Origin of the sequence: Leptospira ainlahdjerensis (assembly GCF_016919175.1) — a bacterium.
GTDB lineage: Bacteria > Spirochaetota > Leptospiria > Leptospirales > Leptospiraceae > Leptospira > Leptospira ainlahdjerensis.
Window position 1 is genome coordinate 48,047 of the sequence record NZ_JAFFPU010000022.1, and the last position, 20,756, is coordinate 68,802.

General features: G+C 44.5%; 16 protein-coding genes. 5 read left to right on the forward strand and 11 right to left on the reverse strand.

Annotated elements, in window-relative coordinates; translation table 11 throughout:
* Positions 1-2: 2 nt before the first annotated feature.
* The 6 genes from gltB to JWG45_RS05215 form a co-directional block, all read right to left on the reverse strand.
* Complete coding sequence (gltB, locus tag JWG45_RS05190; protein WP_205278712.1) at positions 3-4,493, reverse strand: glutamate synthase large subunit; 4,491 nt, start codon at positions 4,491-4,493, stop codon at positions 3-5.
* Between the two features lie 362 nt (positions 4,494-4,855).
* Positions 4,856-6,160 carry a hypothetical protein gene (locus JWG45_RS05195; protein ID WP_205278713.1) on the reverse strand — a complete coding sequence of 435 codons (1,305 nt, stop codon included), beginning with the start codon at positions 6,158-6,160 and terminating at the stop codon, positions 4,856-4,858.
* A 603-nt stretch (positions 6,161-6,763) separates the two neighbouring features.
* Positions 6,764-7,225: a hypothetical protein gene (locus tag JWG45_RS05200; RefSeq protein ID WP_205278714.1), complete on the reverse strand. Its 462-nt coding sequence runs from the start codon at positions 7,223-7,225 to the stop codon at positions 6,764-6,766.
* Between the two features lie 111 nt (positions 7,226-7,336).
* Positions 7,337-7,720, reverse strand: a complete 384-nt coding sequence (locus JWG45_RS05205) for a hypothetical protein (protein WP_205278715.1) — start codon at positions 7,718-7,720, stop codon at positions 7,337-7,339.
* A gap of 157 nt (positions 7,721-7,877) precedes the next feature.
* Positions 7,878-8,411 carry a hypothetical protein gene (locus JWG45_RS05210; RefSeq protein ID WP_205278716.1) on the reverse strand — a complete coding sequence of 178 codons (534 nt, stop codon included), beginning with the start codon at positions 8,409-8,411 and terminating at the stop codon, positions 7,878-7,880.
* Positions 8,412-8,527: 116 nt separating this feature from the next.
* Positions 8,528-8,836: a hypothetical protein gene (locus JWG45_RS05215; protein WP_332476277.1), complete on the reverse strand. Its 309-nt coding sequence runs from the start codon at positions 8,834-8,836 to the stop codon at positions 8,528-8,530.
* A 182-nt stretch (positions 8,837-9,018) separates the two neighbouring features.
* Here JWG45_RS05215 and ispG point away from each other — a divergent pair, with 182 nt between their 5' ends.
* From ispG to JWG45_RS05240, 5 genes are all read left to right on the forward strand, one after another.
* Positions 9,019-11,007 (forward strand): (E)-4-hydroxy-3-methylbut-2-enyl-diphosphate synthase, encoded by a 1,989-nt coding sequence (ispG, locus tag JWG45_RS05220; RefSeq protein WP_205278717.1) that lies wholly within the window; start codon positions 9,019-9,021, stop codon positions 11,005-11,007.
* A 250-nt stretch (positions 11,008-11,257) separates the two neighbouring features.
* The gene (locus JWG45_RS05225) at positions 11,258-11,479 is read left to right on the forward strand and encodes a hypothetical protein (RefSeq protein ID WP_205278718.1); all 222 of its coding nucleotides are present in this window, start codon (positions 11,258-11,260) and stop codon (positions 11,477-11,479) included.
* A 621-nt stretch (positions 11,480-12,100) separates the two neighbouring features.
* A complete protein-coding gene (locus tag JWG45_RS05230; protein ID WP_205278719.1) occupies positions 12,101-13,900 on the forward strand; it encodes an adenylate/guanylate cyclase domain-containing protein in 1,800 nt (599 codons plus the stop codon).
* 2 nt (positions 13,901-13,902) lie between these two features.
* Positions 13,903-15,165, forward strand: a complete 1,263-nt coding sequence (locus JWG45_RS05235) for a FecR family protein (RefSeq protein ID WP_205278720.1) — start codon at positions 13,903-13,905, stop codon at positions 15,163-15,165.
* Positions 15,166-15,383: 218 nt separating this feature from the next.
* Positions 15,384-16,103 carry a hypothetical protein gene (locus tag JWG45_RS05240; RefSeq protein ID WP_205278721.1) on the forward strand — a complete coding sequence of 240 codons (720 nt, stop codon included), beginning with the start codon at positions 15,384-15,386 and terminating at the stop codon, positions 16,101-16,103.
* A gap of 141 nt (positions 16,104-16,244) precedes the next feature.
* On the opposite strand, the gene JWG45_RS05245 is transcribed toward JWG45_RS05240, so the two are convergent.
* From JWG45_RS05245 to JWG45_RS05265, 5 genes are all read right to left on the reverse strand, one after another.
* The gene (locus JWG45_RS05245) at positions 16,245-16,433 is read right to left on the reverse strand and encodes a hypothetical protein (protein WP_118969856.1); all 189 of its coding nucleotides are present in this window, start codon (positions 16,431-16,433) and stop codon (positions 16,245-16,247) included.
* Entirely contained in the window at positions 16,430-17,221 is a 792-nt protein-coding gene (locus JWG45_RS05250) for a pentapeptide repeat-containing protein (RefSeq protein ID WP_205278722.1), read from the reverse strand. Before JWG45_RS05250 ends, JWG45_RS05245 begins: the two co-directional genes overlap by 4 nt.
* Before the next feature lie 58 nt (positions 17,222-17,279).
* The gene (rpmE, locus tag JWG45_RS05255; RefSeq protein WP_100787719.1) at positions 17,280-17,483 is read right to left on the reverse strand and encodes a 50S ribosomal protein L31; all 204 of its coding nucleotides are present in this window, start codon (positions 17,481-17,483) and stop codon (positions 17,280-17,282) included.
* A gap of 20 nt (positions 17,484-17,503) precedes the next feature.
* Positions 17,504-18,955, reverse strand: a complete 1,452-nt coding sequence (gene rho, locus JWG45_RS05260; protein WP_118969854.1) for a transcription termination factor Rho — start codon at positions 18,953-18,955, stop codon at positions 17,504-17,506.
* Positions 18,956-19,100: 145 nt separating this feature from the next.
* Complete coding sequence (locus JWG45_RS05265) at positions 19,101-20,273, reverse strand: transcriptional regulator (RefSeq protein ID WP_205278723.1); 1,173 nt, start codon at positions 20,271-20,273, stop codon at positions 19,101-19,103.
* Positions 20,274-20,756 lie beyond the last annotated feature (483 nt).

The following is a 20,756-nucleotide window of genomic DNA, read 5'->3' on the forward strand; positions in this document are numbered from 1 at the left end:
CGTTATTTCGGAACTACCTTCACGAAATAATTTTTGTTCCCTTCAAAGTCCTTCAGAATTCCTTCGGAAAGATCGGATCCGGTGAGTTTGGAATGTTCGCCGATCAGATTTTTGATGATCTCATAATCACCTTGTTCCAGATCCACGGTCTTCACGTATTCCTTGTTCAAAAGAGGTTGAATGTCCCATCCCTTTTGGAAGAAATACGCGCTACCACCGGTCATTCCCGCTCCCATATTCTTCCCTACGCTTCCGAGGCAGACGATGGTTCCGCTGGTCATGTATTCGAGGAAGTGATCCCCCGCTCCGCCGACCACGGCTTCCGCTCCGGAGTTACGAACTCCAAAACGTTCTCCCGCTCTTCCCGAGCAGAAAAGTTTTCCGGAGGTTGCACCGTAGAGACAGGTGTTTCCAAGAATCGTATTGTCATACGCTTTGAGTTTGGACTTGCGATGTTTTTTAACAACGATCACACCGCCACAAAGACCCTTACCGACGTAGTCGTTCGCGTCTCCGGAAAGAGTGATCTGAACACCCTTGACGAGCCAAGCCCCCAAGGATTGTCCGGCGGTTCCTTCGAGAATGATTTCCAGTTTTCCGGGAAGTCCTTTCGATCCGTATTTTCTCGCGATCAAACCGGAGATCTTCGCTCCTACGGTTCTGTTCGTATTGCGTACGACATAGGAAAGAGCCATCGAAGACTTTCCTTCCAACGCTTTCTCCGCGTCTTTGATGATACGATCATCCAAAACTTCTCCAATCGGTTCTTTGCGAACGGATCTGTCTTTTTTCTGTTTTGCAGGATCGTAAAACAGGGGCAGACGCACCAAAATCGGATTGAGATCGAGTGAATCCAAACGATCCCTATCATAACGTGTGATTTGTTTTAAGAGGTCAGTTCTTCCGATGACTTCGTCGATGGAACGGAATCCGAGTTCTGCGAGATACTCTCTGACTTCCAGAGCCAAACAAGTAAACAAGTTCACGAGTTGATCCGGAGATCCTTTGTATTTAGCGCGGAACTTGATGTCCTGAGTTGCGATACCGGTAGGACAGTTGTTCAAGTGGCATTTTCTCGCCATGATACAACCAAGAGCGACAAGCGACGCTGTTCCTACTCCGTATTCTTCCGCACCCAAACAAGCCGCTATGATCACGTCTCTTCCGGAAACGATTCCACCGTCGGTTCTAAGGACGACGCGGTCTCTGAGTCCGTTCATTACTAAAACTTGATGTGTTTCGGAAAGACCGAGCTCCCAAGGAGAACCCGCATACTTGATCGAAGTGATCGGAGCCGCTCCCGTTCCACCCACGTGACCCGAAATAAGAATCACATCCGCGTTCGCTTTTGCAACTCCGGCCGCGATCGTTCCCACACCAGCTTCGGAAACGAGTTTTACGGAAACTTGCGCCTTGTGATTGGCCATCTTCAAATCGTAAATGAGCTGAGATAAATCCTCGATCGAATAGATATCGTGGTGAGGAGGAGGAGAAATCAAATCGATTCCCATCGGAGTATGACGGTTGGTCGCGATCTCCTCGTTATTCTTCTTACCCGGAAGCTGACCACCCTCGCCCGGTTTTGCACCTTGTGCGATTTTGATTTCGATCTCGGTCGCAGAATTCAAATACTCGGACGTAACACCGAATCTTCCCGAAGCGATCTGCTTGATGGAAGAATTCGCGAGATCTCCGTTTTCATTCACGACGTAACGAGAAGGATGTTCTCCACCTTCCCCGGAAGAAGATTTAGCGCCTAACCGGTTCATGGCGATCGCAAGATCGGTATGCGCTTCGATGGAAAGCGCACCGTGAGACATTCCCGGAGTTAAGAATCGTTTTTGAATCTCGGTGACGGTCTCCACTTCTTCGATCGGGATCGGTTTTCTCGCGACGAAGTCAAAAAGGTCCCGGATATTGATCGGATCACTTTCTTTGAGAATTTTAGTCGCTTCTTTAAAAGCTTCGTAGTCGTTGTCAACCGCGGCCTTTCTTAAAAACTTAACGACTCTCGGAGACCAACGGTGAGGTTGATCGTCTTTTTCGGAGATAAAATCGTCCGGATTGAGTTCTTTGTAAAATGCTTGTTCGTGGTTTCTGAGAATATTCTGTTCGATTCCGCCCAGACCGATTCCCGAAATTCTGGAATACGTTCCTGGAAAGTATTTCGAAACGAGAGTTCTGGAAAGACCGATGGCTTCGAAAACCTGACCGCCCACGTAAGAAGAAAGAATCGAAATTCCCATCTTAGACATGATCTTCAGAAGTCCGTCGTCCACACCGTAACGATAGTTTCCGCAGATCGTGTGAAACTCGGGACGTTGTCCGTCTTCGGAATCAAATTCTCCCTTTTCCCAGATGTCGTATAACGTGTCCCAGATTAGATAACTGTTCACTCCGGAAGCTCCGTAACCTAGCAACACGGCCACATTATGAATTTCGAATGCAGATCCCGTTTCCACAAGAATCGAAACCGCTGAACGGGTTTTGTTACGGATCAAATGGTTGTGAACCGCGGCCACCGCCAATTCCATCGGAATCGGAGCCCTTTCTTTCGAAAGTTTTTTGTCGGAAAGAACGAGGATGTTGGTGCCGGACTTCGCCGCTTGGAGAGCGGATTCCAAAAGTGCATCCAGGGCTTTTTCCAAATAATTAAAAGCCGTATTCGATTCTACGTGAGCCTCAAAGGTGGCGTCTAACGTGAGAATTTTGTAAGGTTTTCCGTCCATCTCGCGGATTCTTTTCAGATCCAGGTTCGTAAGATACGGATGAGAAAGAACCAAACAGTTCTGAGGTTTTTCGTCTCCGAACAGGTTCATCTTTTTCACAAGACGAGTGTAAAGAGAAGTCACGCCTTTTTCACGAATGTAGTCGATCGGAGGATTGGTTACCTGCGCGAATCTCTGACGGAAATACGTGTAAAGCCCGATTCTGGAAAGCATCAGAATCGACAGAGGGGTATCGTCTCCCATCGAACTGATCGCTTCTTTTCCAAGACTTGCCTGCGGTTTGATCACCGATTTTTGTTTAAACGGAGAATACGCAAACAACACCTGTCTTCTTTTAAGATCGTCGCCTTTGTAGGTGATCGTATCCTTCATGGAAGAATCCAGATCCTGATTGAGATACGTTACGTTCTCTTTGGACCATTCTCTGTAGTCGTAACGTTTTTCGAAAAGAGCGTTAATGTCTTCGTTGTGATAGAGTTTTTTCTCTTTGAGATTGATCCCGATCATCTCGCCGGGACCGAGACGTCCCTTTTTCGTGATGATTTCCTCGTCCACCTGAACAAGACCGGCTTCGGATCCCATGATCAAAAGTCCGTCTTCGGTGATCACGTAACGAGCCGGACGAAGACCGTTTCTATCCAGAGCGCCTCCGATCCAATCGCCTTCCGCGAATGCGAGTGCGGCGGGACCGTCCCAAGGTTCTATTAAAGTATTATTATATTCGTAAAAGCTTTTGAGCTCTTCGGACATCGTGAGATTTTTAGACCACGCGTTCGGAACGAGCATCGCTTTCGCCTGAAGAACGTCCTTGCCCGAACGAACGATGGCTTCCATCGCGTTGTCCAAACTCGCGGAGTCGCTCATGTGAGGACGAATGATCGGGTGAATTTCTTTTTGATATTCTCCCCATTTTTTACATTCGAGTTCTTCTTCGCGCGCGAGCATCCAAATTCTATTCCCAACAATCGTATTGATCTCGCCGTTGTGAGCTAAAATTCTAAAAGGCTGAGCGAGAGCCCAAGAAGGAAACGTGTTTGTGGAATATCTCTGGTGAAAGATACAATACGGAGAAATCATATCTTCCGAGTTGAGATCTTCGTAGAACTGAGAAACCTGATTTCCGTTGAACAATCCTTTGAAGACGATTCTTTCGGAAGAAAGAGAACAGATATACAAATCTCCCGCGAGGGAAAGACGATCCGCGTCTCTCATCAGTTTCTTTTGAATTAAGAATAATTTCGTTTCGAAGTCTTCCGCGGACATACCTTCCGGTTTTCCGATGAGGACTTGTTCGATCTGAGGTCTGGATTGATTCGCCTTTGGTCCGAGAACTTCCGGATTTACGGGAACGTATCTCCATGCGTAAAGTTTAAAGTTAAACTCCATGAGCGCGGACTCGACAAGACTGCGGCACATATCCTGTTTATCGATATCTTCTCTCGGCAAAAAGATCATTCCGACCCCGATGGAATCTTCTTCGGGTCTACGATGACCCATGTCTTCGATGTATGTCGCAAACAACTTCTTAGGAATCTGGATCATGATTCCGGCTCCGTCGCCGGTCACCATATCGGCGTCCACCGCCCCTCTGTGTGTCAAACAGGCTACGGCCTTCAGACCCATGGATACGATTCTGTGACTGCTCTCTCCTTGAAAGGAGGCAACAAATCCTACCCCGCAGTTATCATGTTCGAACGACTTTTCATAAAGGCCGTTTTCCTCTAGATAATTTTGGAGTTTTAGTTGTTCTTTTACTTCATTCATCTGCCGAAATCCCTCGTGATCCTAATTCCCTGGTTACAAACAAGCGTCGGGCACGCCTATGGCTGAAATTTCAGCAAAATTCCCCAGTTACAAGCCAGTAAATTGAGAGTTGCGTAAATTGAAAACATTCTTTTAAAAGATAGGTTTGAAATAAAATTCCTCCCGATCAAACAAGATGAGAACGCGGATCCGCAAGACGATCCGTTCCAAAAAAAACGAATCGTCAATGATTAGACTGAATCCATCGGGAAGAATGAAAAAGAATCCTTTGCATGGATACAAACTGCTCGAACTTTAAGCAGACGGCACAAGAAAATCATTGATCCCAATCAAGAAGGCAAGAGAAGAAGAACTAAAAAAAATTAGAGCTTCTGAACGATCGGAAGAAAAAGATCGTTAAGTTTTTTTCTCTGAGCCGTATCCGGGATTCTTGTAAAGAGCTGATCCATCTTTTGACGCAGAGAAGCGGTGTCCGGATATTCTTCAAAGAGTTTGAGAATATGAGGCCAGGCTTTTTTTACGAGTTCTTCCATTCCAGGACCGGAAGTTCGCGCAGCCACGAAAGACCTTTCCAATCCGGCTCTAAGATCGGCAAACGTTCGAGTCAGTTCTAAAACTTTCCAAAGTCTCGAATCCTTGAGTCCGCTCCTTGAAGAAAGAGAAGATACGATCGAGTTCCAATCGACGGGTTCGTTTTTCATTTCTTTCAAAACATAAGTATGAAGTTGAACCAGAGAACTGAGTTCCGGAGGAAGAGTCATCACCCACTTCTTATAAGCGTCCGCTTGACCGTCTTTTTGAAACTGTCGAACACGGTTTATACTTTCCATATATTTGGAAAACGGAATGATCACAGGAGGTTCTGAAACTTCGATCGGCTTGTCTTCTTCGATAAAGGAAGGTTCTTCAAAACCTCCGAACTGAAGATCCTCCACGTCGCTTAACAATTCGTCTCCTCCGGAAACGGAAACCGGAGCGGGAGAATCCTCCTCATCCAATTCTTCCTTTTGAAGAACCAGAGGTTTCCCTGAAAAATCGGAACCGAACTTTTGAACGATCTCCGTAAGAATCAAAGTCTCCGGCCCCTTCTTCAAAGGAGGCGGAGGCGCGACTACCCTTTTGGGCGCGCCGGGTGCGTCCGCTTTGGGGGCTTCTCCAAAAGAAGAAGCGGAAGGTTCTTGGTCTTTGCCGGTCGCGTCGTCTCTGAGAACGACATAACCTTCCATTCCTATAAAACGTTTTCCGGGAGGAACCAAGGTTCCGAAGGTTTCCACGATCTCTTCGGAGATACGACCGTATTTTTTCTTTCTCGGCTTACCCGCGTTAGACTTTTCTTGCTCAATGAGTTTGTTTTTGATTCCGGTATGAGTGTTCATGAAATTTTTATTCATGAAGGCCGAAAGTTCGGTTTGGGAAACTCCGAGATATTCCGCGAACTTAGGAAGATGATCGAAGAACTGTTCGGTTTTTTGAATGTTGTTTACGATATAAGAACGAACTTTTTGTTTGAGAACTTCCTGTTCCGTAGGGGGGATTTTTTTTCCGGAAATAAGACCGTTGAACAACTGAATGTGAGTGTGAAAATAGCTCAAAAATTCTCCATACGCGGTGAGTTCGTATTCACCGTGAGAATTCTGTTCAATAATTTTCTTATCAGTTCCCGTCATATCATTCTAACTTTTCAAAAGCCGCCAAGTTTCCGATTCTTCCGTCCGATCGATTCTTACAAACCGATCCCAGGCTGCGGTTATGGTAAACCTTCGCCAGTTTTCCTTTCGTTTTCAGGAATTCAAGACATTTCGAAAGATCGAACCTTCCGATCCATTCCGAAACAACTCACAAAAAAGAGACTAAAAAAGAAAAACCTCGGATCCAAAAATTCCACAAAGGACGTTCGTATTCATAGAAAGGGCTTTTGTTCCCTCGTTACGGCGGATTCTTTCGAAACTTTGATTTTGTTTGGATCGAATCAAGGCCGATCAAGAATTTTAAACCGACCCGATCCATCGGAGAATGTCCGGAGATTTCTGCGTGAACCATCCCTGAAAATCGGAAAAACTCCAGAACCGAACCAAAATTCCCGGCGTCTATCACAAAGCTCGAAGTCGAAACGGCCCGGTAACTTCCTAAAATTCTTTTTTTATTTCTAAGAATGAAAACAAAAAAAAAGCCACCATGATCAATAAAATATTTCCAGCAGAATCAACCCTTAGAGAATAAAAAGAAAGACTCGTTCGCAAATCCTCTTTTAAAAATCGAAATCCGATCCTCTATGATTTCGGCTTGAATCGATTTAAGAATGAGACGTAGTCCCCGATTGGAAACCGACGCTCTTCTAAACCCGAAAACCAATGCACCTTACTTCCGATCGACGAAAGATCGGTGATCTCAAACTCGGAATCGTCCAATCCAAGACGTTTCCAAAAAACGAAATCTCCCAGTCTTTCGATTTCAGCGACGACCAAAGTGCAAAAAAAATCGCAATCGTCAGGACACATTAGAATCGGGGCGACTACGGATTCTCCGGTGGAAGGAAGAATTCTTTCTCGGACGATTTTTCTTTCTTCTTCATTTTCGAGCCAATCCAACAAGGTTGGAACCAATCCGGACAGCTGATGTTCCGGAAGTTTTCGATTCAAAAACGAAGATAAGATTTCACCGTCGATCCGAATATCGAGGTGTTCTTCCGCCGAATAAAAAGAACGGTTGTAGACCGCTTCGATACGATTCATTCTAAGATTACTCGATCACTTTAGAAAAAAGGAATATTAGAAACAAAACTTCGCGCTCGAAGATCCGATACGAAAATTCCATTCTTTTCTAAGGAACTCATAACGACTTTCTTACGCTTTAGACAAACGTTTGACAAAAGCAGCTCCGAGAAAGACTTCCAAAAGACTCAACGGAACCGCATAGATCAACAAAGCCAAGGGTAACATTCCCAAATTCCAAACTACGATCCACATCAAAACAAAAACGATAAACCAACCGAACAAAAAAGTCTCGAGGAGCGTAAACTTTCGAGAAAGAACAAAAAGAACGATCGCAAAAAGAAAGGACCAAAGCACCCAAAACGTTCCGTTGATCGGTTCCGAAGGAAAACGGAGGCCCTTACTTTCGTAGTGCATAACCCAATAGGATTTGAATAAGATTTCGTTTCGAATAAATTCGGATACGGCGATCCAAAGAGTAGTCGTCAAAACCGGAACAAAATATTTTCGAAACATATCAGATGCACCTCTTGATTAAAAAAATAAAAATCTCACTGAGAAAAATACGTCCAGTCCGATTCGTTATAAAAATCGAATCGTTGCGGATCTCCATCTTTGAAAATCGTACAGACAACGAAGAAAAATCCTCCCTACTTACGGAACCGATTCGAAATCAATATCCCGACTTTAACTGACGACAGTAATAGCGGATTGGATCATCGCCCGGATTTTCACGAAAAAACCCGGTCGAAGCAAGTTCGGGTTTTTTGGGGTTGGTAAGAATTTCCAAAAAGAAATTCAGAGGGAATTCGGAGGCATTCACTCGGATCGTGTATTTTCCCGCCTTTACATCGTAAGTCGCCGGAAGGACGATCTTTGTGTCGTAATTATATTCAGGATCTTTGATATTCTTCTCCTCACCTTGATAAAGGGAGACAAAAAGATCCAGATATGAACCGTCTTTCGGATGACCGAACACTTCTACGACGCAGATTTCGCGCGCGGAACAACGGGTTTTCTCCGATCGACACTTGAACAACAATTCCCCGTATCTGAGTTCCGTCGCCCAGCCCCCAGAGTTTGAGATGAGAAAAACGAATACGAAGGAAATCCATCGAACAGAATTACGGTGTTTGTGTTTTGTGTTTTTAAAAAAATTAAGAAAGTTTCGAGAAGCGGTCGTTCGTTTCCGGGATAGGTTTTTCATCTTTCCTCCGATCCCTTTTCAACAAATGATTTTGATTTCTTTCGAGGAGAAATTTTTGGAATCCGAAAACAGGATTCCAAAAAAAGGAAAAGAGGGAAAAACCCTTTTTGAAAATCTTAGATTCTTTCTTTTACCAGACTCTCTCCGGACTTTAGGGAAAGAATTCTATATCGTAGGAATGTGTTACAAGTCGCCTCTTCCGTATAACGCACGAGATCGTAGTCCGGTCTCGGGGAACGAAAGAAGTTGGAATGCAAAAGACGTTCGCCGAGCTCTTTTTGAATGTGAGCCCTTGCCTCGGTTCTCCGGGAATATTCGGAGGGAATGATGACGTCGTTTTTATAAGACAGAATGTTACCGCGGTAGATCGCAACGGTGACCCGAATTCTATAAGTCTCGTTGGGTTGCAAAGAAGGAAAATCCATATTCAATTTATTTCCAGGGCTGTGTTTGTATATATCGGAGTTCCGTTAGCTCGAATCAAATCCGGAAGTAAAAAATAGAGTCCGGATTCTTACAAAAATCGAGAATGACGGCGCGGGAATTCTCGGGAAGACTGTCTTATCAAGAGAGGAAATCCGGTAAAAAATCGGAAATTCTAAGCCGCATGAACTTTAGATATAATCAGACACCCTTCGGTTATCAGAGAAGAAAAACGAGAGAAGTCAAGATCGGAGACGTCGGAGTCGGCGCTGAAAATCCGATTCGGATCCAGTCCATGATCAACAGCGACACAACCGATACGGAGGCTTCCGTAAAACAAATCCTCGAACTCGAGCGCTCGGGTTGCGAGATCGTAAGACTCACGGTTCCCTCTCAAGCAGACGCGGACAACCTGATCAACATCCGAAACGAGCTCAAAAAAGCGGGAAGCCGCGTTCCCCTCGTCGCGGACATTCACTTTACTCCGAGCGTCGCGATGAAGGCTGTCGAATACGTCGAAAAGGTAAGAATCAATCCGGGAAATTTCGCGGATAAGAAGAAGTTCGCGGTCCGAGATTATACGGATTCTCAATACGACGAGGAATTGGAAAGAATTTCGGAAGTTTTCTCGCCTCTCGTCCTTCGTTGCAAGGAACTCGGGGTGGCGATGAGAATCGGAACCAATCACGGTTCCCTTTCAGACCGTATCATGAACCGTTACGGGGACACACCCCAGGGAATGGTGGAATCCGCGATCGAATTTATCCGCATCGCCGAAAGTTTAAATTATTATAATATTATTGTAAGCATGAAAGCCTCGAATCCTCAGGTGATGGTGCAAGCCTATCGAATGCTCGCTTCCCGATTCGGAGAACTCCGTATGGACTATCCTCTTCACCTCGGAGTCACCGAGGCCGGAGACGGTAAGGACGGAAGAATCAAATCCGCAATCGGAATCGGATCCCTTTTAGAAGACGGACTCGGAGACACGATCCGAGTTTCTCTGACGGAAGATCCCGTGCTCGAAGTGCCGGTTGCAAAACTTCTCGCCGATAAATTCAACGGAAGAAAAACCCAGGATCAAAATACAAAGGGATATTCCGAATTTCGAAACCCCTTTACTTATCAAAGATTCTACAGCAGTCCGATCCAAATCGGAACGTTCGAAGCGGGAGACAATCATCCGGTCCGTGTGGAGACGATCCTTCCATTTGAGAATTCCAATTCATTTTTAGCAAACGTCGCCAAACTCTATCAATACGGAAAACCCCTTTCCTTAGAACCGGAAAGTATCTTGGTGGATTCTCCCGAACCGAATCAGCTCGAAGAAATTTCCGAAGCCGCGCAAGCGCTTTCCATTCCGGTCGGAATTCTTCTGGGGAAAAATATTTCTCTGAATGAAAAATTCCAAAAAGAACTCAGACGTTTTTCCAAAGTTGTCTTTGATCCGTTCTTACAATTTCAGGATGGAGAAAAGATGCTCTCATTTCTAAAGGACAGGCAATCCGCCGGACTTTATACGGAAATTCATACGAGCGCAGAAAGAATCGAATCCCTCAAAGGTCTTCCGGAAACGTTAGTCGAAATGGGAATCAAAAACGTTCTTTTCTCCTTGGAGTCGAAGGAAATTCTCTACGACTACAGAAAACTCGGAACGATTCTGAGCCATTTTGAGTTTCCGATTCTTCTTCATGGAACGTTTTCCGATGCCGAATCCGCTCTCTACGATTCTGCGATCGGAATCGGGGGGCTTTTGATAGACGGGATCGGGGATCTGATACGGATCCAAACCTCCGGCTCGAACGATCTCGAGGAAATTTTTCAACTCTCTTACGATCTCCTTCAGGGAACGCGACTTCGTTTAACAAAAACGGAATACATTTCCTGTCCTTCCTGCGGAAGAACCCTCTTCGACCTTCAGGAAACGACCGCGAGAATCAAGGCCAGAACCGGACATCTCAAAGGTGTGAAAATCGCGGTGATGGGTTGTATCGTCAACGGACCGGGAGAAATGGCCGACGCAGATTTCGGCTATGTGGGTGCCGGTCCTGGCAAGGTCCATCTCTACCGAGGAAAGGAGATTGTGATGAAAAACGTTCCGAGCGAAGTCGCGGACGAAAAACTCGTGGAGTTGATCAAAAACAACGGCCTCTGGCAAGAATCCAATTCCTGAATTGCGATCCGAAGAGAGATTCCCTAAGTTTGGAAGCGAATTGCCCATCGCTGCGAAGCTGAAATGAGCGCCTGGAATACAAATCCAAGAGGATCTTCCCTCTATCGAGTTGGAATCCAGAAAAATAGCCGTTTTTTATCGCTATAACCTTACTCACGAGTAAGAGGAGAATACAACGAAAATCGTCGGTAGAAGAGGGTTTTGTGGGAATTCCTACACCGAGATTTGTGCTTGCGAAAAGTGAAATTCTGTGATAGAGGAAAGTCTCCGTGGTTTTTCCCACGGACCCGCCTCCACCACCCAAGATCAGGGCGGGGCCTGCGACTTTCACGGAAGGGCGTCGGAGTTCCGACAGATTCTCGCAGGAGATTCAATTCATCTGTGGGTAAGGATTGCACTGCAAGGAGAATCGTCCGGTTTTGTAAGAGTTCCTACACTAAGATATGTGTTTGCGAAAAGTGAAATTCTGTGATAGAGGAAAGTCCTCCGAGGTTTTTCCCACGGACCCGCCTCCACCACCCAAGATCAGGGCGGGGCCTGCGACTTTCACGGAAGGGCGTCGGAGTTCCGACAGATTCTCGTTCGATCGGAGAACATCTGGGCACGGTTCTTTCGGCGGGATGGCGTCGGAAAACGGCCTTGGAGACGCCTCAAGCACGAGTGACGTTCCTTTTTTTTTGCGGTTCCTTCCCCAAAAACCCCCTTCTCAAAAAGAATTTATTTCCTTTTTCAAATCCGATCCTGATTTTTAAAAATTCGAAATCCCCTTCGGCAAACCTCGTCTTTAGGGAGATCGGATTGAATTCCCCCAGGTCAAAAACCTAAAAAAACAGAAAGGAATCGGATTTCAAAACCGCCTCTTTTCGAGTGCGGAACACAAAAGTTATGCAAAGGCCATCGGATCCATCTTCCATTTTTTAAAATCAGCCTTTTCTTATAAGACGCAATCTTAGTCCTAAGTAGTTATTTACTCGATTCTGAAAGTCCAAAATCCGATCATTTTAAGAGAATCCCTAAATTAGTGTTGTTTTATAAGTTTGGCTGAATGAGATAGACTCAATTTATTAACCGACAACACACGAACGGAAACGTTATGAATTCATTTCTCAATCTATACAATTGGAACATTCGTCAGAAGCTGATGGTGATCATATCATTCATCATCCTGGTTTCTTTGGGAGTGATCATCGCTCTTGCAACCTACTTTTTCAAATCGGATAACGAAGTTCGGATTAAAGAAAACAACTTAAAGCTGACGGACGTCATCAGTCAGAAAGTAAGATCCGATATTTCCTCTCTTACAAAACGTTCTCTCCTCCTCGCGAGATCGGTCGCGGGCTCTGAAGAATCGAACAATATCTTGGAAAGCGAAGACGATATCTTTTATCTGAAAATTTTCCGAAAAGAAAACGGAGACTATAACGGGGTAAAAAGAATCGCGAGCGAAGCCTCGCTCAGAGAATACAAAATTTCCGGAGAGGACGCGGACAAAATCGTTCGAAAATATCTCAACGGGCAAAAAAAGGCTCAGATCGGAAAACCGGTCGTCTACAACGTTTCTCCTGACTTTCACAAACCGGTTCTTTTTCTTTCCGTCGCCTTGGGAGACGGAGTCAATTCGGCGGTGATCGTTTCCTTGGTGAAAATGGATTCCATCTTGGATTCTTTCAAAACATCCGGAATCACCCAGTTCTTCCTCGTGGGAGCTGACGGAAAACTGATCGCACACTCCGATCCTAAACTCATTCTCGAGCCTACGAGTTTAGCAGATGATCCGATCGTAAAAAATCTTTTGGAAAGTTCGATCAGCAACGGACAAACCCGTTACAAAGGAAAAGACAATCAGTACTACTTAGGTTCTTTTAGAAGAATCGGATACGCCGGACTTGGAGTGATCTCCAGTACTTCGGAGAAAAAAGCGTTCGAAGAGGTTTATAACATTCAAAAGAGAAATCTCTATCTGATGTTCGTCGTCGTAAACGTTTCGATTCTATTCGTCTTCTTTTATTCCAGAAGATTGACAAGACCGATTCTCAAACTCGTGGACGCTTCCAAAGAAATCGAAAAGGGAAACTTTCAACTGACTCTCGAAGCGGAATCCGGAGACGAGATCGGAAAACTCACGACCTCTTTCGTAGAAATGGGAAAGGGACTTTCCGATCGCGACAAAATGAAGGACGCCTTCGGGAAGTTCGTAAACAAGGACATCGCGGAGATGGTTCTCAAAGGAGAAGTAAAACTCGGAGGAGACAAAAGGGAATGTGTGATTCTTTTTTCCGATATCAGAAACTTTACTTCCCTTTCCGAGAAGATCGAACCGGAACTCGTCGTCGAATTCTTAAACCAATACTTCACAGCGATGGTGAAATGTATCAACGCCAACGGCGGAAGCGTTAACAAATACATAGGAGACGCGATCATGGCCGTATGGGGAGAATTGGGACATACGGAATTCGATACGGAAAAAGCGATCCAAGCCGCACTCGATATGCGTAAGAGTCTTGTTCAATTCAATAAGAATCGGGGAACCGATAAAAAACCGAAAATTTTTATCGGAATCGGAATCAACACCGGCGAAGTTATCGCGGGTCAGATCGGTTCCGAAGATCGATTGGAATACACGGTCATCGGTGATACGGTAAACCTCGCTTCCAGAGTAGAATCTCTGACAAAAGTTTTCGGAGCCGATATTCTGATCACCGGAAATTCTTACGAAAAAGTAAAAGGAATTTTCGTATTAGAAAAGTTGAAACCGATTAAGGTCAAAGGTAAAAAATCTCTTCAGACGATCTATGCGGTGTTAGGACATTCCAAAGATAAGAATTGTCCCAAAAATTTGAAAGAATTGAGAAAACAAATCGGCATGGAATTCAAAGCGGGCGGGTCGAAGTAAGAATGACGAAAGGAAGCTTTCTTTCAGGCGATCGACTCATTCTGGTTCTTCTGGTCTTCAACATAGTTTTGTTTACCAGTATATTCTTATATGATTATACTCAGTACGGATACAAAGGAAATCAAAAAGTTATAGGAACTATTCTTTATAAATCCAATACGATTCAGAGAAAATTCGATTCCGAAGTCGTTTGGAAAGACATCGACGCAGGAAATTCCATTCAGAACAGAGACACAATCCTAACCACGGAAGGTTCTCAAGCAAAGCTGAAACTTCTGGACGGGACCGAAATTTTAATCGCTGAGAATTCCATGATCTTCATCGATTATCTCGACAACCGAGCTAATCTTGAGATTTCCGTGGGGGGATTGCAGGTTACAAGAAGACCGGAGAACAAGGAGAATCCTTCCTCATTGGGAATTCGTTCCGGAGACGGGGTTTTAAAACTCGTGGAAGGAATCGTAAACGTCGAAAAGAAAAAGAATCAGAAGAATTTGGAATACGCCGTTCTTTCGGGAAGTATCAAAGCCGACCCGAGCAACCCGGTTCTTTTATATCCCAAAAAATCCTTGGAAGGATTTGAAAAATTATTTCCTGTTTCCGCAAACCTGCAAACCGCAGAAAGTATTCAATCAGCGACGACGAATTCTTCTTCAACAGGAAATACGGGATCGAGCAATTCTTCTTACAACAGCTCTTCCAGCTCGACGAATTCTTCCAATTCAACCTCCAACCCAAACGCATCTTCTGCAAATTCTTCGGATCCCACAAAAGATCCAAACTATGGAAAGTATGATAATGGAAATCCGAATTACAGAAACTCTGCCGGTTCCGATGGGAATTCTAATTCCAACTCCGGAAATCCGGCAGGAAACGGACAAACTGGAATCAATACAAAGTCCGGATTAAAACTCGAAAAAACAAACTCCGGGAATGCTCAGTCGGAAAATAAAAATAAGAACAACCAAAACAACGGAAGCGGCGCATCCAAAACCGGTTACGACCCGGGAGATTATCTCGGAAAACAGAAGTATGAGCAAAACAAGATCCAAGAAAAATCGGACCCGAGCGCTCCTAAAAGTAAAACGGAAAGCTCTAAGTCGGAGTCAAAGACGGAAACTAAGTCGGGCGCGTCCACTTACCAAGAAGTAAAAAAACCGAAACCTCCCCGTGAATTGACTCCGGAGGAAATTCAAAAACAAGAAAAGGAAAAACGCAGACGGGAGCGCGAGGACCAGGAACAAAGAGAATTCCTAAGAATGTAAGAGATCGTTTCATAGAGAGCGAATTCGTAGTCGTCAGGAAAGATCGCGGAACGAAACCTAGAACGAAGATTTGGTTTTTGAGAATTTTTCCCGGTCTTCTCTTGAAAAAGAAAACGAGTCGTTCCAAAACACACTCAATTCCTTCCATAAAATCAAAACTTGCTTACTTTCGCTCCTCGAAATGCACTCTCAAAAACAGTAAATTAGGATAATAGAATATGGAAAGCTTAAAGATAATCAAAAAACTCTTTTTCGAGGTCGTCAAAAACCTTCATTTTTTGGGGGTTATCGGTTCTTTTATTTTTCAATCCATCGTCTTTCAAAACAAAAGCATACTCGTATCGTTCGGAATCTTATCTTTCCTGATTTCGTTCATCTCCTTGCTCCTGGTGATTTACCCCATATACGCTTTATTGAAACTTTCCCATATAATTCTCACACCTTCGATTCAAGGAGTGGGAACTCCGTTTCGAAGTTTTCTTTTTCTCCTAGTCAAATTTCATCTAAAATACATTCTATATATCATTCCGTTCATCATCGTACTTTTAATCGGATATAGCTATGGATTATTTGCGAAGCAAGATTTCAATAAACCTCCTTTAGTGATTCTTTCGACTTTTTTTCAGGTAACCTATTTTCTGTTTCTACTCCTAACAATCGGTTCGAGAGATCACAAAGATCTCTTCAAAAAATTCGTTTCATTCTTCACTCAGCAGAAGAATCGATTGTTGATCACATTCTTTTTTCTTTGCAATCTCGCACAAAAGACGTTCTGGATTTTTATGAATGAAAGCACCGAGTTGATTTACCCAATCGCCTATGGAATTTACGGATTGCTGATATTATTCAATGTTATCTTATTTATCTTACTGACGAAACATTGGGAAACGTTTTATTTTTATACCAGGGAAGAATCTAAAATCAAGGTAGCGAGCTGATCGCAAAGTCGAGCCGCCAACCTCTCAAAGGAGGGTTCATTGCCGAGAAGAAGATGAAATCCTGCGAACGAAAAACAAAGAAACCCTGGCGAAAGCGAATCGAAAGGAAAACTCAAAAAGAGGATTTAGTTCGAAAAATTCTTAAACGGGAACGACGTCCGCAGGCGTGAGAGATTCGATATTGTGAGTAAAACCTTCTTTATCGTGAAAGAGGACTACGAGTTTGTCGTTTTCAAAAGAAATGACTTCTACGATCGAATTGGTATGAACAAAAATTCCGTTGTGGAGAAAGGTACGTTTGGTGATTTTAACTTTGTCGCCCGGTTTCATTCCGCCTCTTTGTTGAGATAAAGATCTTTCCCTTCTTTTTTCATAACACTGAATAGATGAATTTGTTTTTGATCCAAGCGAGTTCCGATATCGTAGATCGCATCGGTAAAGTCGGCGCCTTCCACGTTTGCACCCGCGAGTTTCGCCCAACGAAGATCGGCTCCTCTGAAGTTCGAGTTTCTCAGATCGGCGTTGTTCAAAAAAGAACCTCTGAGTTTTGCCCCTTCGAAATTCGCACCTACAAAGGAAGAATTTTGTAAGAATGCGTGACCCAAATTGGCGCCCGAAAAATCGACCCCGTCAAAATTCTGTTTTTCTAATATAATGCTCGAAAGATCTTCTCCTTTCAGAGAACCTTTTTCATTTAGAATTTCGAGTGCCTTCGAAGCGGTGATTCGTTTTTCTTTCGGAACCCCTTCTCCGCTTTCATAATCTTTCACTGCTTGTAAAAGTGCGGCGACCGCAGACTCGGGATAATTCTTTCTTCTTTCCGGAAATTCAAACATCTGCTCGATATCGGAAGGAGTTACGGATTTGATTTGATCTACGGTTTTCCCTTTTGCGTATTCCGTCGCCATCGCGAGCGCGACGATTCCAAAACCGCAACCGGTCGTTGTATAACTTGCGTCGGTGATATGATCGGAGGAGTCGATTTTGAGATAAATGCGGTAGCCGTCCCCGCAACCAACGTTTCTGTAATTAGAAACGACAGTCGCATCTTCCATCTCACGATAGTTGACGCGGTCGTCGTTGATTTGTTTGTACCGTGCAAAGTCCATTACGCTCATGAAATTTCTCCTGCCCGGTGTTTAGACGGCATAAAAAAGATAGCGAGAGTGAAAACTCTTACTGCATCTTGTATTTTTTCTTGAACTTATCAACCCGACCGGTCGTATCCACAAGTTTGGATTTTCCGGTAAAGAACGGGTGGCAAGCGGAGCAAATTTCAATGTTGATATCGCCGATGGAAGTTCTCGTTTCGTAGACGGTTCCACAGGACGCACAGCTGATTTTAGCTACTCTATAGTTTGGATGAATTCCAGTTTTCATAGTTTCCCTTTTTTTAGCGGTTACTGGGTGTTCATGCTGGCTAAAAAGGCATCATTTGTCTTCGAAAGCCTCATTTTCTCCAGCAATAATTCCATGCTTTCCGTGATGCTCATAGGAGAAAGTACTTTTCTCAGAACAAACACTTTCTGAAGAACGTCTCTTGCGATCAGGAGTTCTTCCTTACGAGTTCCGGACTTGTTGATGTCGATGGCGGGGAAAATCCGTTTGTCGGAGAGTTTCCGATCCAGGTGGATTTCCATGTTACCGGTTCCTTTGAATTCTTCAAAGATTACTTCGTCCATCTTGGATCCGGTGTCGATCAATGCGGTCGCGATGATGGTAAGAGAACCCCCCTCTTCGATGTTTCTCGCGGCTCCGAAGAATCGTTTCGGTTTGTGGAGCGCGTTGGAATCCACCCCACCCGAAAGAATTTTACCGGAAGTCGGGATCACTTGGTTATAGGCTCTCGCCAATCTCGTAATCGAATCCAGAAGAATGACGACGTCTTTACCGTGTTCTACGAGACGTTTCGCTTTTTCGATGACCATCTCGGCGACCTGAACGTGTCTCTGAGCCGGTTCGTCGAATGTGGAAGAAACCACTTCTCCCCGGACGTGACGCGCCATGTCGGTCACTTCTTCCGGACGTTCGTCGATGAGAAGAACGATCAGAGTACATTCCGGATGATTGGATGTGATCGCGTTTGCGATGTTCTGCATCAAAATCGTTTTACCGGTTCTCGGAGGAGCTACGATGAGAGCTCTTTGTCCTTTTCCGATCGGACACATGAGATCGAGAATTCTCGTATCCAACATGGATGGATCGTATTCCATCTTGAGTCTTTCGTTCGGATAGAGAGGAGTTAAGTTGTCAAAAAGAGCCCGTTTGCCCGCGACATCCGGAGTATAACCGTTTACGGTTTCCACACGGAGCATCGCGAAGAATCGCTCGGATTCTTTCGGCGGACGGATCTGACCTTCTACCGTATCTCCCGTTCTCAACCCAAAGAGTTTGATCTGAGAAGGAGAAACGTAGATATCATCCGGACCCGGAACATAGTTATAATCGGGAGAACGTAAAAAGCCGTAACCGTCCGGAAGTTTTTCCATGACGCCCGCGGCGTGCACTTGACCGTCTCTTTCGGCTTGTGCTTGAAGAATGGCGAAGATTAAGTTCTGCTTTTTAAGCCCACCCGTGTTTTCAACGCCCAACCCTTTTGCGACTTCGATCAAGTCACCGATTGCTTTTTTCTTGAGTTCTACGAGATCGATCGGAGAAGGAGTGGGACCGTCATAACCGCCTCTTTTGCGTTTCCGAGCACGATGATCCGCGTTGTCTGAAGATTCAAATTCTTGGGATTCTTGTCCCGTGATTTCTTCTTCAACGGATTCGGTGGTTTCGGAATCGTTTTGGTTGTGGTTATTATTTTGGTGGTGGTGTCTGTTTTTATTGTCTCGTCTTGCTGTTGCCATAAGGAGCTACTTGAGTTTAAAAAAGGGGAAGGATTCGCCTTTTTGAGATTTTATTTTTGAGAATACAGGGTGGAATGAGAGATCTGCTAAGACCGGCTCTACTCTTGAGATAAAGGATGGAAGGGAACGTTGTCAACGAAATTATTCAACGATGCTTTCTTTTTTTTGCAAGAGCCTTGGACGAAGCCGACTTCGAAGAAGAAGTTTTCTTCGGAAGAACGGAAGATTTCGAAACATTCTTCGCTTTTTTCTTGGAGGAAGAAGAATGTTTTGTTACGGCGGAAGGTTCCGTATTCTTTGCGGCTTTTTCAGGAGAAGCGGTTTCAGATATCGGAGAAACATTCGCTTTTTTTCGGGGAATCGGATTCTCCCTGGAAAGCGAATAACGGCTCTGCAATTCCAAAAACTTGATCCGATTCTGAAGAGTGGTCCTAGGAACTCCTAACTCAAGCGCGGTATGCGAAATATTGTCCTGATTTCGCTTCAAAGAATGAAAGATAAAAGCGCTCTCCACTTCCTTGAGCAGCGTTTCGAGAGGAAGTTTCTGGAGAAATGCGTCACTTACCGATGGGAATTCCAATCCATTCTCATCCTGTTGTCCCAACCCGGATCGAGGAGAAACGAAGTGATAGAGATATCCTACGATCTTCGAGCCTTGTTTGAGGACGATGATTCTCACGTTGCATTCGAGCTCGTTTACGTAAGTCTGAAGAGAAAAGGGAGAATTTCCTTCGAGACGAAGTTCGTTGGTCTTTAAGTAATTCGCCAGAAGATTCTTACTCATTTCCTTGAGAAGTCTCTCCGCCTGGAGAATCGAATCTCGAAAGTATTTTTTTGTAAGAATCGTCTGCTCAAACGTTTCGTTGTAAAAGATAGAACTTCCATCGAGATCCGTCGCCAAAAGTCCGTCCGGAAAATTCTGGAGGATCAACTCCATAAACCAAGAACGGGAACTCTGCTCCAGTTCTTGTGTTTTTTCTTCGGTCGGAACTTCGACCGGTCGTGTTGCAGAAACTAGTTTTCCGAGTCCGGCCATAACCTGGACCTTATCCCATTCCTCTTTTTTTTCTCCGCTTTGTCCGAGGACGGGGATGGATTTCTGTCTTTGAAAGTATTGAAAAAAGGATTCCGGTATTTCCGTTTCTAAAAAAGAATCCGGCAGTTGAGAGTATTCCCGGTCGGAGGAACTCAGGTCCGCCATTTCCATCTGAATCAATTTGCGAGATAGAAGCCCCACGAGATCTCCGGACTCGTTGACCACGGGAAGATGAGTCGCGGGTGTGATGAGAAAGTATCTGTAGAGGGCTTCTATTTTCATGGACGATGAGAGATTCTCAAATGCCGAATCGGCGTCAGAATACTCTTATTTTCCGGACGGGAAGAAAATTCCTCTCTTTTTTTCGCGTTCGAAACGGCCTTTCCGGAAAAGATACTTCTGCTGATTGGAAATCGGCAATCGTAAGAGAAATGTTTGCTTCCGAGAATTGGAACCTGTGACTGAAAACGAAGGAGTTCCTACTTTTTAGAAGAAGACTGTGAAAACGAAGGAGTTCCTACTTTTTAGAAGAGGATTGTGAAAACGAAGGAGTTCCTACTTTTTAGAAGAGGATTGTGAAAACGAAGGAGTTCCTACTTTTTAGAAGAGGATTGTGAAAACGAAGGAGTTCCTACTTTTTAGAAGAGGATTGTGAAAACGAAGGAGTTCCTACTTTTTAGAAGAGGATTGTGAAAACGAAGGAGTTCCTACTTTTTAGAAGAGGATTGTGAAAACGAAGGAGTTCCTACTTTTTAGAAGAGGATT

Coding starts and splice junctions, on each gene's coding strand:
- gltB (WP_205278712.1), bottom strand. CDS start 4,493: ATGAATGAAGTAAAAGAACAACTAAAACTCCAAAATTATCTAGAGGAA.
- JWG45_RS05195 (WP_205278713.1), bottom strand. CDS start 6,160: ATGACGGGAACTGATAAGAAAATTATTGAACAGAATTCTCACGGTGAA.
- JWG45_RS05200 (WP_205278714.1), bottom strand. CDS start 7,225: ATGAATCGTATCGAAGCGGTCTACAACCGTTCTTTTTATTCGGCGGAA.
- JWG45_RS05205 (WP_205278715.1), bottom strand. CDS start 7,720: ATGTTTCGAAAATATTTTGTTCCGGTTTTGACGACTACTCTTTGGATC.
- JWG45_RS05210 (WP_205278716.1), bottom strand. CDS start 8,411: ATGAAAAACCTATCCCGGAAACGAACGACCGCTTCTCGAAACTTTCTT.
- JWG45_RS05215 (WP_332476277.1), bottom strand. CDS start 8,836: ATGGATTTTCCTTCTTTGCAACCCAACGAGACTTATAGAATTCGGGTC.
- ispG (WP_205278717.1), top strand. CDS start 9,019: ATGAACTTTAGATATAATCAGACACCCTTCGGTTATCAGAGAAGAAAA.
- JWG45_RS05230 (WP_205278719.1), top strand. CDS start 12,101: ATGAATTCATTTCTCAATCTATACAATTGGAACATTCGTCAGAAGCTG.
- JWG45_RS05235 (WP_205278720.1), top strand. CDS start 13,903: ATGACGAAAGGAAGCTTTCTTTCAGGCGATCGACTCATTCTGGTTCTT.
- JWG45_RS05240 (WP_205278721.1), top strand. CDS start 15,384: ATGGAAAGCTTAAAGATAATCAAAAAACTCTTTTTCGAGGTCGTCAAA.
- JWG45_RS05245 (WP_118969856.1), bottom strand. CDS start 16,433: ATGAAACCGGGCGACAAAGTTAAAATCACCAAACGTACCTTTCTCCAC.
- JWG45_RS05250 (WP_205278722.1), bottom strand. CDS start 17,221: ATGAGCGTAATGGACTTTGCACGGTACAAACAAATCAACGACGACCGC.
- rpmE (WP_100787719.1), bottom strand. CDS start 17,483: ATGAAAACTGGAATTCATCCAAACTATAGAGTAGCTAAAATCAGCTGT.
- rho (WP_118969854.1), bottom strand. CDS start 18,955: ATGGCAACAGCAAGACGAGACAATAAAAACAGACACCACCACCAAAAT.
- JWG45_RS05265 (WP_205278723.1), bottom strand. CDS start 20,273: ATGAAAATAGAAGCCCTCTACAGATACTTTCTCATCACACCCGCGACT.